Consider the following 12,058-nt stretch of genomic DNA (forward strand, 5'->3'; position numbering starts at 1 on the left):
TATCTGGAGATTCGGCAATGGTCAGCAGTTGGCGTGTGCAGCAAGCCGCACGAGAGATTCGCGCAGGGGCGGTGATTGCCTATCCAACCGAAGCGGTCTGGGGCCTGGGGTGCGATCCGTGGAATGAAGAGGCGGTGGATCGCCTGCTGGCAATCAAGTCACGGTCGGTGGACAAGGGCCTGATCCTGATCGCCGACAACATCCACCAGTTCGACTTCCTCTTCGAGGATTTCCCGGATACCTGGATCGAGCGCATGTCCAGCACCTGGCCGGGTCCCAACACCTGGCTGGTGCCCCATCAGAACCTGCTGCCGGAGTGGGTGACCGGGGTGCATGACACGGTGGCGTTGCGGGTCAGCGACCATCCGCTGGTCCGTGAACTCTGTGCCTTGGTGGGGCCGTTGATTTCCACTTCGGCCAATCCCCAGGGGCGGCCGGCGGCGCGTACGCGGCTGCGCATCGAGCAGTATTTCCGTGGACAACTGGACCTGGTGCTCACCGGTAGCCTGGGCGGGCGCAAGAACCCAAGCCTGATCCGCGATCTGGCCACCGGCAAGGTGGTGCGGCCTTCCTGAACCGCTTCGCCGGCAAGCCGTCTCCTATGAACATCCGTAGGAGCCGGCTTGCTGGCGAAAGCGCTTAAGGCAACAACACGGTCGAGCCGGTAGTACGCCGGGCCGACAACTCGATATGGGCCTTGGCCGCGTCCGCCAGAGCGAAGCGCTGGCCAATCTCGATCTTCAGCTTGCCGCTGGCAATCATGCCGAACAGGTCGTCGGCCATGAGCTGCAGGTTCTCGGCATTGTTGGCGTAGCTGGCCAGGGTCGGCCGGGTCACGTACAGCGAGCCCTTGGCCGAGAGAATCCCCAGGTTCACCCCGTCCACCGCTCCCGAGGCATTGCCGAAGCTGACCATCAGCCCGCGCGGTGCCAGGCAATCCAGGGAGGTCAGCCAGGTGTCTTTGCCGACACCGTCATACACCACCGGGCACTTCTTGCCATCCGTCAGTTCCAGCACGCGCTTGGCGACGTCTTCATGGCTGTAGTCGATGGTTTCCCAGGCGCCGAGGGCTTTGGCAATGGCGGCCTTCTCCGGCGAGCTGACGGTACCGATCAGTTTTACCCCAAGGGCCTTGGCCCATTGGCAGGCCAGGGAACCGACGCCCCCCGCTGCGGCGTGAAACAGTACGGTTTCGCCACCCTTGAGTTCATAAGTCTGACGCAGCAGGTACTGCACGGTCAGGCCCTTGAGCATCACCCCGGCGGCTTGCTCGAAGCTGATGGCCTCTGGCAGATGCACCAGATTGGCTTCCGGCAGTACATGCACATCGCTGTAGGCGCCCAGTGGGCCGCTGCCATAGGCCACGCGATCACCTACCTTGAAGCGCGTCACAGCGCTGCCCACCGCTTCCACCACCCCGGCGCCTTCGGCGCCGAGGCCGGACGGCAGTGCTGGTGGGGCATACAGGCCACTGCGGAAATAGGTGTCGATGAAGTTCAGGCCGATGGCCTTGTTGCTGACGCGAACCTGCTGTGGTCCCGGTTCGGCGGGCTGGTAATCCACATACTCGAGTACTTCGGGGCCGCCATGGGCACGGAACTGGATACGTTTGGCCATCTGTACTCTCTCCTTGGTCGTGTCGTGAAAGTGCTCTATCGGACTCCTGTGCTTGACCTTCGTCAACTGCGGAGCGCCCCGACGCGGTGTTATGCTACGCGCCCATTTGCGCGCGTCCCCTGCTCCATCCCTAGCGCCGCGTAGCTTTGCCCGATTCAAGGTGATGCCATGACTACCCGCACCGAGGCCGTAAAAGCCTACCTGCTCGACCTGCAAGACCGCATTTGCGCTGCACTGGAAACCGAAGACGGTGGCGCACGCTTTATCGAGGACGCCTGGACCCGCCCTGCCGGCGGTGGCGGACGCACCCGGGTGATCGGCGACGGTGCAGTGATCGAAAAGGGTGGGGTCAACTTTTCCCATGTGTTCGGCAGCGGCCTGCCGCCTTCGGCCAGTGCCCACCGTCCGGAACTGGCCGGCCGGGGTTTCGAGGCCCTGGGCGTGTCCCTGGTGATTCACCCACACAACCCTCATGTGCCGACGTCCCACGCCAACGTGCGGTTCTTCATCGCCGAGAAGGAAGGTGAAGAGCCGGTCTGGTGGTTCGGTGGCGGTTTCGACCTGACCCCCTACTACGGCAATGAAGAAGACTGCGTGCATTGGCACCGGGTTGCCGAGCGCGCCTGTGCGCCTTTCGGTGCCGACGTCTACCCGCGCTACAAGGCCTGGTGCGACAGCTATTTCCACATCAAGCACCGCAACGAACCGCGGGGCATCGGCGGCCTGTTCTTCGACGACCTCAACGAATGGGACTTCGACACCAGCTTCGCCTTCATGCGCGCCATCGGCGATGCCTACATCGAGGCCTACCTGCCCATCGTCCAGCGCCGCAAGGCTGCCGCCTATACCGAGCAGCAGCGCGAGTTCCAGGAGTTCCGCCGCGGTCGCTACGTCGAGTTCAACCTGGTCTACGACCGTGGCACCCTGTTCGGCCTGCAATCGGGCGGTCGCACCGAATCGATCCTCATGTCGCTGCCGCCGCAAGTGCGTTGGGGCTACGACTGGAAGGCCGAGCCGGGCAGCGAAGAGGCGCGCCTGACCGAATACTTCCTGCAAGACCGCGACTGGCTGGCCGCCAGCAACTAAACCGCACCCACTGCGCAGGAGCCGGCTTGCCGGCGAAGAGGCCTTCAAGGCGGACGCGGTTCCTGCCAGTGTGTTGAGCAAATGGGATGAGAGATGGATCAGTACGTTGTCTTTGGTAATCCGATCGGCCACAGCAAATCACCCTTGATCCATCGGCTGTTCGCCCAGCAGACCGGCCAGCAACTGGAATACAACACCCTGCTTGCGCCTCTGGACGATTTCGCCGGCGCCGCCCGCGATTTCTTCGCCCAGGGCCGTGGTGCCAACGTCACCGTGCCGTTCAAGGAAGACGCCTATCGCCTGTGCGACAGCCTGACCGAGCGCGCCCAGCGGGCCGGTGCGGTGAACACCCTGAGCAAGCAAGCGGACGGCACTCTGCTGGGAGACAACACCGACGGCGCCGGACTGGTACGCGACCTGACGGTGAACGCCGGGGTCAGTCTCAAGGGCAAGCGCATCCTTTTGCTGGGGGCCGGTGGCGCCGTGCGTGGAGCCTTGGAACCCCTGTTGGCGCAGCGGCCGGCGTCGGTGGTGATCGCCAATCGCACCGTGGAAAAAGCCGAGTTGCTGGCCGAACTGTTCGCCGACCTGGGGCCGGTGTCGGCCAGCGGCTTCGACTGGTTGCAGGAGTCGGTGGACCTGATCATCAATGCCACTTCCGCCAGCCTGTCGGGGGACTTGCCGCCGATTGCCAGCAGCCTGATCGAACCGGGCAAAACGGTGTGCTACGACATGATGTACGCCAAGGAGCCGACGCCGTTCTGCCGTTGGGCCAGTGAACATGGCGCGGCGCTGGTGCTGGATGGTTTGGGCATGCTGGCCGAACAGGCGGCGGAAGCCTTCTACCTGTGGCGCGGCGTGCGCCCGGACAGTGCCCCGGTGCTGGCCGAACTGCGCCGCCAGTTGGCGCAGTAATCCCCCGTAGGAACTGGCTTGCCCGCGAAGGCGGCTTCAAGGCTGGGCCAGGCTCTTCGCCGGCAAGCCGGCTCCTACGTCGAGTGTGGGCAAGACGCCTGCGGGTTCAGTCTTCGAAGCGGATCGGGCAGTGCTCCGGTCCTTCGAGCTTGATCAATTCCTCTTTCACCGTCTGCCGTGCCCGGCGCAGGGTCAGGCTGCGGTCCTGGCGTTTCAGTCGGCGCGCCTCCTGATGCAGCATCTCCACCCCTGAATAGTCGATGAAGTTGATCTGCCGGGCGTCGATCACCAGTTTCGGTGCATGGCAGCGTTGCATGCGCACCTGCAGGTAATGACTGGCGCCAAAGAAGATCGAGCCACCCACCCGCAGGATGTCTGCATCGCCCTCGCTGGAATGCTGCACCCGTGGCTGGGAGGTGCGCTTGAGGTAGAAGAACAGCGACGCCAGGACCCCGGCATAGATCGCCGTCTGCAACTCCAGGAGCAAGGTGGCGATGCAGGTCAGGCTCATCACCAGGAATTCGGCGCGGCTGACCCGGAACAGCGCGCGGATGCCCCGATGATCCACCAGGCCCCAGCAGATCAGCAGGATGCTGCCGGCCATGGCCGGAATCGGGATATGGGCGATCAGCCCGGCGCCGGCCACCGCGAACAGCGCCACCCACAGCGCCGAGAACACCCCGGCCAGGGGCGAGCGGGCACCGGCTTCATAACTCAAGCCCGAGCGGGTGAAGGAGCCGGAGGACAGGTAGCCGGAGAAAAACGCCCCCACCATGTTCGACAAGCCCTGGGCGCGGACTTCCTGGTTGGCGTCGAGCAGTTGTTCCGAACGTGCCGACAGTGAGCGGGCAATCGACAGGCTGGTCACCAGCCCCAGCATCCCCACCGCCACGGCACTGGGCAGCAGCCGCAGGACCAGATCCAGGTCCAGTGGCAACGGGCTCAAGGGCGGTAGCCGGCCCACGAAGGCGCTGACCAATTTGACGTGCCCGAACACCCCCGGCAGCAGCCAGACCACCAGCGCACTGAGGACCAGGCTGAGCAACAGGCTGGGCCAGCGCGGCGCCAACAGCTTCAGGCCGAGGCCGACGATCAGGGTGCCCAGCCCCAGCAACAGCGAAGGCTTGTCCACAGCGTCCAGGTGTTCCAGCAGCGAGGTCAGGCTATTGAGGGCGGTGGCCTGGTTTGGCAGCTCCAGGCCCAGGAGGTTGGGCAATTGCCCCAGGGCGATCACCACCGCGGCACCTAGGGTGAAACCCAGCACCACCGAATGCGAGACGAAGTTCACCAGGGCGCCGAAGCGCAGCAGCCCCAGCAGCCACTGGAAGACCCCGGCCAGCAGTGTCAGCAGTAGGACCAGGGTGATGTAGTCCTCGGATGCCGGCACCGCCAGAGGGCTGACACTGGCATACAGAACAATGGAGATCGCTGCCGTGGGCCCGCAGATCAGGTGCCAGGACGAACCCCAGAGGCAGGCGATCAGCACCGGGACTATGGCCGCGTACAGGCCGTACTCCGGCGGCAGGCCGGCGATCAGCGCATAGGCGATGGATTGCGGCAGGGCGAGAATCGCGCCGCTCAGGCCCACCAGCAGATCCCGGCCAACGCTGGCCCGGGTCTGCCGTGGCAGCCAGCCGAGGAAAGGCAGGAGTGAATGGCGGTTGGGCCAGGCCATGGTTCCTCACGGGTGGGTAGATTCAGGGGGGCCAGGGTAAAGCATTGTCCGGCCTTGGGCACGTGCCGAGGCCGGCCCCTGATCCCCTAGGAGCCGGCTTGCCGGCGAATGGCCGGCGCACCTCGGGCTACAACTTGGCCTTCACCGCCGCCAGGGCCTCTTTGTCATCGATGGTCCGGACCCCTTCCAGCCATTGCTCCAGCACCGCCGGGTTGGCCTTGATCCAGGCCTTGGCGGCGTCGGCGTTGCTGACCTTCTTGTTCACCACCTCGGCCATGATGGCGTTCTCCATGTCCTGGGTGAACCGCAGATTGGTAAGGAGCTTGCCGACGTTCGGGCAGGCCTGTGCATAACCCTTGCGCGTCAGGGTGTAGACGCTGCCGCTGGCGCCGAAGTACTTCTCGCCCCCGGTCAGGTAATGCATTTTCAGCTGCACGTTCATCGGGTGCGGGGTCCAGCCGAGGAAGGTCACGAAGCGCTGTTTTTTCGTGGCCCGGGACACTTCGGCGAGCATCGCCTGCTCGCTGGACTCGATCAGCTTCCACTGGCCGAGGCTGAACTCGTTGTTCTTGATGATCTCCTGCAGCGACAGGTTGGCCGGGGCACCGGAGCCGATGCCGTAGATCTTCTTGTCAAACTTGTCGGCGAACTTGCTCAGGTCGGCAAAGTCGTGCACCCCGGCGTCCCACACGTAATCCGGAACTGCCAGGGTGAACTCGGTGCCTTCCAGGTTCTTCGCCAGCTGGATCACCTCGCCATTGGCCACGAACTTGTCGTAGAAGCCCTGCTGCGCCGGCATCCAGTTGCCCAGGAACACATCCACCTGGCCGTCCTTGAGGCCGCCGTAGGTGATCGGCACCGCCAGGGTGTCGATCTTGGCCTTGTAGCCCATGCCGTCCAGTAGAAAGCTGGCGATGGCGTTGGTGGCGGCGATGTCGCTCCAGCCCGGATCGGCCATCTTCACGGTTGAGCACGAGTCGGCCCAGGCGGTTGTGCTGCCCAGAGCCAGGAACCCGACGGCCAGCGCTGTGGATAACTTTTGCATGCTCTTCCCCTTGGATTATTGGTGTTGGCAGGGTTGTGGATAACGCGCCTTGCGCTCCAGATCGTCGAGGTCGATGTGGTTGCGCATGTATTGCGCACTGGCGTCTACCAGTGGCTGGTGATCCCAGCTCTTGCGCGTGCCCCGGCCCAGGGCGTCGGCCACCAGGCGGCGACGGCGCTGGCTGGCCAGGACCTGTTGGTGAAGGGTGGGGATGTCCCACTTGGCCCGGGCTTCGGCGAGGAAGGCGTCGAACAGCGCTCGATGCTCGGCCGACTGGCTGAGGTCGCGGTGTTCCTGAGGGTCGTTGGCTACATCGAAGAGTAGGCAGGGGTCGTCTTCGCTGTAGATGAATTTGTAGGCGCCCCGACGAATCATCATCAGCGGGCTGATGGTGCCTTCGGCCATGTATTCGCCGAACACCTCATCGTGGCCGCCCTGCCCCAGCAGATGGGGGACCAGGGAGCGGCCGTCCAGGGGCAGGTCCGCCTCCACACGGCCGCCGGCCAGTTCCACCAGGGTCGGCAGCAGGTCGGCGGTGGAAACTGCCGCGCTGACTCGCCCGGCGGCGAACTGCCCCGGCGCATGGATCAGTAGCGGCACCCGGGCGGCCATTTCGAACCAGTGCATTTTGTACCAGAGGCCGCGCTCGCCGATCATGTCGCCGTGGTCGCCGGAAAACACGATCAGGGTGTCGTCCGCCAACCCGGTGTCTTCCAGGGTCTGCAGCAGCTTGCCGACGTTGCTGTCGATGTAGCTGCAGGCGCCGAAGTAGGCCCGTCGCGCGTCGCGGATCTTATCCACAGGCAGGGGCTTGTCCCACAGGTCGTAGACCTTGAGCAGGCGCTGGGAATGCGGGTCCAGTTCGCTTTGCGGTGGGGTCTGGGGCAGTGGGATTTCGTCGTCGCGGTACAGGTCCCAGAAGGCCTTGGGGATGGTGTAGGGATCGTGGGGATGAGTCATGGACACGGTGAGGCAGAACGGCTGGTCGCCGGCTTCGCGCACATGGTCGAACAGGTACTGCTGGGCCTTGAACACCACCTCTTCATCGAAATCCAGCTGGTTGGTGCGCACGCAGGGCCCGGCCTGCAGCACCGAGGACATGTTGTGGTACCAGCTGGGACGCACCTCGGGCTCATCCCAGTTCACCGCCCAGCCGTAGTCGGCGGGGTAGATGTCGGTGGTCAGGCGCTCTTCATAACCGTGCAACTGATCCGGGCCGCAGAAGTGCATCTTGCCCGACAGCGCGGTGCGGTAGCCCAGGCGCCGCAGGTAGTGGGCGTAGGTGGGCACGTCGGCGGGAAAGTCCGCGGCGTTGTCGTAGGCGCCGATTCTGCTCGGCAACTGCCCGCTGACCAGGGTAAAGCGCGACGGTGCGCACAGCGGGCTGTTGCAGTAGGCGGCATCGAATACTACGCCCTGGGCAGCCAGACGGCTGAGGTGCGGCAGCTTGATCGGTGATGAACCGTAGAACGGCAGCAAGGGCGCGGCCATCTGGTCGGCCATGATGAAAAGAATGTTCTTGCGCTTCATGGATTCGCGGCATTCCATAGTCGATGGTTATGCGAAAGTGCTGCGATCGAGCATGGATTCCATGTCTTTGGCGGTAAAGCCCATGCACGGCAATGACTAGGATAAGCACAGCTTATGTATGAAGCCCTTGGCGACCTGTCCCTGGACCTGCTCCGGGTGTTTGAAGCAGCGGCCCGTTTGCGCAGCTTCACCGCCGCGGCGGTGGAACTGGGGACCACCCAGCCGGCCATCAGCCAGCAGATCAAACGGTTGGAGGAGCGGTTGAACGTGCGCCTGTTCGACCGGATCTACCGCGGTATCGAACTGACCGAATCCGGCGCCTTGCTACTGGAACAGGTGCAGATTGGCTTGCAGAGCATCGACGCCGGCCTCAGTGCTCTGAGCCAGCAGCATCAGCACGAGGTGCTGCAGGTGGCCACGGACTTCGCCTTCGCCGCCTACTGGCTGATGCCGCGCCTGCATCGTTTTCATGAGGCCAATCCCCAGGTGGACGTCAGCCTGGTGACCAGTGAACGCAGCCACAGCATGCTGCGCAGCGATATCGACGTGGCGGTGCTGTTCGGCGACGGGCGTTTCAAGCACGGCGAAAGTCGCTGGCTGTTCAGCGAGGAAGTGTTTCCGGTGTGCAGCCCGCTGCTGCTCAAGGAGCGTCTGGCTCCCCTGCCCGCCCATGCCCTGCTGGAGATGCCGCTGCTGCACCTGCGGGGTGAAAACGCCAGCCACTGGTTCGACTGGAGCGGGGTGTTCCGCGAACTGGGCCTGGCTGGCGCCCCGCCCCCCGGGCAATTGCGTTTCGACAACTACACCTTGCTGATCCAGGCGGCCATCGGCGGTCAGGGCGTGGCCATCGGCTGGCGTCATCTGGTGGACGATTTGCTGGCGCAGGGGCTGTTGTGCCGGCCGATCGCCCAGAGTGCGCTGTCCGGCTACGGCTATTACGTGGTGCTGCCGCCACGCAAGCGCCGTGGCCCATTGATCCAGCGCTTCGTCGACTGGCTGATGGCCGAGCAAGCCGGCAGCGCTCAATCCCTCAAGGGGCTGTCGTTGCCGTCCATTGCCTTGTAGGCGGCGCCTTGAACAGGCTCAACAGGGACAGTGCGCCGTTGCCCAGGCACACCAGCGACACCGACACCACCGCCAGGAAGGCCAGGTATTCCCAGCCGCCGCCCGGGCTGGTGTAGATCCAGCCGTGGGCGCCGTGGACGAAGACAATCGCCCCCAGCAGCATCGGCAGCAGCCCCAGGGCGATCCAGCGCACGCCGACCCCGAGTATCAGCAACAAGCCCCCCACCAGCTCGGCGCACACCGCCGGGTAGGTCATCCACTCGGGCATGCCGGTGGCGCCGAACAGCTTGAGGGTGCCCGGCCAGCCCAGGACCAGGACTTTGAACAGCGCATGGGCGATGTACATGGCGCCCAGGGCCAGGCGCAGGAACAGGGCGGCCCATTGTTCCGGTGCCGAGAGTGGTGATGCGATTGAGCGGGCAGGCATATGACAAGTCCTTGTGTGGTTGGGAATGTTGCCGATTGCTGAGTGTTCAGCGGTTAAACGATGGCCACCGAGGCGCCGGCCAGGAGCAGCACGCCGACGTGGAAGTTGCTGCGAAACAGGTCGTTGCAGGGCTCCGGGTGGTCCGGACTGAACAGGCTGAGCTGGTAGGCCAGGGACAAGGCGATCGGCAGCAGCACGATGAAAAAGCCCGGGTTGGCACCGGCCAGCAGGCCCGCGCCGCACCAGCACAGCACGGTCATGGCGTAGAACCCGGCGATCCAGGTCTTGCCCCGTTCGGCGAACAGCGTCGCGGTGGAGCGCAGGCCCATTTTCAGGTCGTCCTCACGGTCGCTGTAGGCATAGAGCGTGTCGTAGCCCAACTGCCAGAACAGGCAGCCCAGCCACAGCGCCAGCGCACTGGGTTTCAGGCTGCCGGTGGTTTCCACACTGGCCATGAGCACGCCCCAGTTGAACACCGCGCCGAGAAACGCCTGGGGCCAGTGGGTGAAGCGTTTGAACAGCGGGTAGATCAGGGTCAGCGGCACGCAGCCCAGTGCCAGCAGCACCGTCAGTGGGCGTAGCAATGGCAGCAATGCGGCCGCCAGCAGCAAGAGTACGACCAGGCAAGCCAGGGCCTGATTCAGGCTCAGTGAGCCCTTGGCCAGGGGCCGCTGGCGGGTGCGGTTGACCTGGGCGTCGAAGCGTCGGTCGAGGATGTCATTGATGCAGCAGCCGGCACTGCGCATCAGCAGGGCGCCGAGGGCGAACACCAGCACCGTGCCGAGCTGCGGAATACGTCCGGCGCAGAGTATCAACGCGGCCAGGGCCGGCAGCAGGGTCAGCCAGGTGCCGATGGGCCGGTCCAGGCGCATCAGGCGGGCGTAGGCCTGCCAGGAGCGGGGCAGCCGGGTGGCGACCCAATCGTGGGCGCGAATGTCATTGAGGTCGGGGCTTGCGGGCATCTTCGTTCCCTGAACTTGAGCACGGTCTTGATCGCAACTGAGGACGAGGTTTCAAGGGGTCGAAAAACACTCAGGTCAGTTGCTTTCACTGAACTTCGGGCAAGCCGTGGTCGTGATCGCACGGTTTGATTTTCAGTGCCATCTGCTCGCTTGTCGGATGCGCTAAAGTTGCCCGCGCCCGCCCCCTGGGGCAAGGGAACAATCCGCAATAGCCTCCTGCAGGATATGCAATATGCTCCGTGATGAAGTGCCCCGCGTCCCGCGTATCGACCTCAACCTGCTGCGGGTTTTCGATGCCGTCTATGAGGACCGCAGCATCCTGCTGGCCAGCAAGCGCCTGCATCTGAGCCAGTCGGCGGTCAGCCATGCCTTGACCCGGTTGCGTGAGTCCCTGCAGGACGAGTTGTTTATTCGCACCGCCAAGGGCATGCAGCCGTCGGCCCGTGCCGAAGCAATTGCCGGCCCGCTGCGCGAAGCACTGCTGACCATTCAGCGCACCGTGGGCGTGGAGGCGTTCGACCCCGCCAGCGCAACGCGGACCTTCACCCTTGCCGCCAATGACTATCTGAGTTCGGTGCTGCTGGCACCGCTGTTGCGGCGCCTGGCCCAGGAAGCTCCGGGGGTGGACCTGGTGGTGCGCCCTGCGACTCGCCTGGATCTGGCCGAGCAGATCGACGTCGGGCGCATCGACCTGGCCGTGGGGGTGTTTGCCGAGCTGCCGCAGCGAGTGCACAGCGCCCGTCTCTGGCAGCAGCAGGATGTGTTGCTGATGTGTCCCGAGCATCCCTTGCTCGACCTGCCCGAGTTGACCCTTGAGGCCCTGGCGGACCAGCCATTGATCACACTGTCGGTAGGCGGGCAGGAGGAAGGTGCGGTCAACGGCTACATTCTTGAGCGCGGTATTGCCCGGCAGTCGGAGATGTTCGATCGCCAGCGCCTGGAGCAGGCGCTGGCGGCGATTGGCCGCAGTCCCCAATACAAGGTCACCCTGCCCCATGCCCTGGTGCTGCCGCAGTTGCTGGAACAGTCGCGGCTGGTGGCGATTGTGCCGGGGCCACTGGCCCGGGCTTTCGAACAGCGCTTTGGCCTGTGTCAGCGGGCGCTGCCACTGGCGGTTGAAGCGTCGTCGCTGTTGGCGATCTGGCATGGACGCAACACGGTAGACCCGGCCCATCTCTGGTTGCGCCAGCAGTTGCTGGAGGTGGCAGGCGCGCTGGCGCAACCGCTTTGAGCTGCTCGGCTTTCGGTGTTTTCATGGGGCCGGTGTTTTTTCCACAGAGGGTGCTCAGCCTCTGTGACGAGCTTTGAGGCTTGGTCTTTTATCGCGAGGGTTTGCATGCAACGGATCAAGGGTTATCACGCCCACGTCTACTTCGACGCCAGTACCATCGGCCAGGCCCGGGCCTTGTGCGAGCAGGCCGCGCAGCTGTTTGACCTGAAAATGGGTCGGGTCCACGAGCGGCCGGTGGGGCCCCATCCGGACTGGAGTTGCCAGTTGGCGTTCGCCCCTGAGGTGTTTGCCCAGGTAGTGCCGTGGCTGGCCCTCAATCGCCGGGGGCTGGTGGTGTTCCTGCACCCCGATACCGGGGACGACTTGCTCGATCACACCGATCATGCGATCTGGATGGGGGCCATGCGGCCGCTGGATCTGACGGGGTTCTAAGGAGCTGGTGGTTGCTCGTGCACACCATGCAAAAAGGGGGCGCAACCTTTGGTTGCGCCCCCCTGATCTTGCG

12 protein-coding genes are annotated in these 12,058 nt (G+C 64.5%); 6 read left to right on the forward strand and 6 right to left on the reverse strand.

What is annotated here, in order from left to right:
- Nucleotides 1–17: 17 nt before the first annotated feature.
- The gene (locus PQT43_RS26155) at nucleotides 18–575 is read left to right on the forward strand and encodes an L-threonylcarbamoyladenylate synthase (RefSeq protein WP_102862444.1); all 558 of its coding nucleotides are present in this window, start codon (nucleotides 18–20) and stop codon (nucleotides 573–575) included.
- Nucleotides 576–639: 64 nt separating this feature from the next.
- Here PQT43_RS26155 and PQT43_RS26160 read toward each other — a convergent pair whose 3' ends face one another.
- A complete protein-coding gene (locus PQT43_RS26160; RefSeq protein WP_102881414.1) occupies nucleotides 640–1,617 on the reverse strand; it encodes an NADPH:quinone reductase in 978 nt (325 codons plus the stop codon).
- A 168-nt stretch (nucleotides 1,618–1,785) separates the two neighbouring features.
- Between PQT43_RS26160 and hemF the strand changes: the two genes are divergently transcribed.
- Together hemF and aroE are read left to right on the forward strand one after the other, a co-directional pair.
- Nucleotides 1,786–2,703, forward strand: coding sequence for an oxygen-dependent coproporphyrinogen oxidase (hemF, locus tag PQT43_RS26165; protein WP_102881415.1), 918 nt, complete (start codon nucleotides 1,786–1,788; stop codon nucleotides 2,701–2,703).
- Between the two features lie 93 nt (nucleotides 2,704–2,796).
- The gene (gene aroE, locus PQT43_RS26170) at nucleotides 2,797–3,618 is read left to right on the forward strand and encodes a shikimate dehydrogenase (protein ID WP_102881416.1); all 822 of its coding nucleotides are present in this window, start codon (nucleotides 2,797–2,799) and stop codon (nucleotides 3,616–3,618) included.
- Between the two features lie 106 nt (nucleotides 3,619–3,724).
- Here the strand turns inward: aroE and PQT43_RS26175 are convergent, their stop codons facing one another.
- The 3 genes from PQT43_RS26175 to betC all read right to left on the reverse strand — a co-directional run bounded on the left by PQT43_RS26175 (nucleotide 3,725) and on the right by betC (nucleotide 7,868).
- Nucleotides 3,725–5,293 (reverse strand): SulP family inorganic anion transporter, encoded by a 1,569-nt coding sequence (locus tag PQT43_RS26175; RefSeq protein ID WP_253084145.1) that lies wholly within the window; start codon nucleotides 5,291–5,293, stop codon nucleotides 3,725–3,727.
- Nucleotides 5,294–5,420: 127 nt separating this feature from the next.
- Nucleotides 5,421–6,338, reverse strand: a complete 918-nt coding sequence (gene choX / locus PQT43_RS26180; RefSeq protein WP_253084146.1) for a choline ABC transporter substrate-binding protein — start codon at nucleotides 6,336–6,338, stop codon at nucleotides 5,421–5,423.
- A gap of 15 nt (nucleotides 6,339–6,353) precedes the next feature.
- Entirely contained in the window at nucleotides 6,354–7,868 is a 1,515-nt protein-coding gene (gene betC, locus PQT43_RS26185; protein ID WP_253084147.1) for a choline-sulfatase, read from the reverse strand.
- Between the two features lie 114 nt (nucleotides 7,869–7,982).
- Here betC and PQT43_RS26190 point away from each other — a divergent pair, with 114 nt between their 5' ends.
- A complete protein-coding gene (locus tag PQT43_RS26190) occupies nucleotides 7,983–8,933 on the forward strand; it encodes a choline sulfate utilization transcriptional regulator (protein ID WP_102881420.1) in 951 nt (316 codons plus the stop codon).
- Here the strand turns inward: PQT43_RS26190 and PQT43_RS26195 are convergent.
- Nucleotides 8,899–9,360 (reverse strand): DoxX family protein, encoded by a 462-nt coding sequence (locus PQT43_RS26195; protein ID WP_019095597.1) that lies wholly within the window; start codon nucleotides 9,358–9,360, stop codon nucleotides 8,899–8,901. The two genes, PQT43_RS26190 and PQT43_RS26195, sit on opposite strands and share 35 nt — an antisense overlap.
- A gap of 53 nt (nucleotides 9,361–9,413) precedes the next feature.
- Nucleotides 9,414–10,322 carry a 4-hydroxybenzoate octaprenyltransferase gene (ubiA, locus tag PQT43_RS26200; protein WP_253084148.1) on the reverse strand — a complete coding sequence of 303 codons (909 nt, stop codon included), beginning with the start codon at nucleotides 10,320–10,322 and terminating at the stop codon, nucleotides 9,414–9,416.
- A 232-nt stretch (nucleotides 10,323–10,554) separates the two neighbouring features.
- Between ubiA and PQT43_RS26205 the strand changes: the two genes are divergently transcribed.
- Both PQT43_RS26205 and PQT43_RS26210 read left to right on the forward strand, forming a co-directional pair.
- Complete coding sequence (locus tag PQT43_RS26205) at nucleotides 10,555–11,553, forward strand: LysR family transcriptional regulator (RefSeq protein ID WP_253084149.1); 999 nt, start codon at nucleotides 10,555–10,557, stop codon at nucleotides 11,551–11,553.
- 105 nt (nucleotides 11,554–11,658) lie between these two features.
- The gene (locus PQT43_RS26210; RefSeq protein WP_102881423.1) at nucleotides 11,659–11,985 is read left to right on the forward strand and encodes a DOPA 4,5-dioxygenase family protein; all 327 of its coding nucleotides are present in this window, start codon (nucleotides 11,659–11,661) and stop codon (nucleotides 11,983–11,985) included.
- Nucleotides 11,986–12,058: the final 73 nt, after the last annotated feature.

The organism is Pseudomonas sp. BLCC-B112, assembly GCF_028550695.1.
GTDB lineage: Bacteria > Pseudomonadota > Gammaproteobacteria > Pseudomonadales > Pseudomonadaceae > Aquipseudomonas > Aquipseudomonas danubii.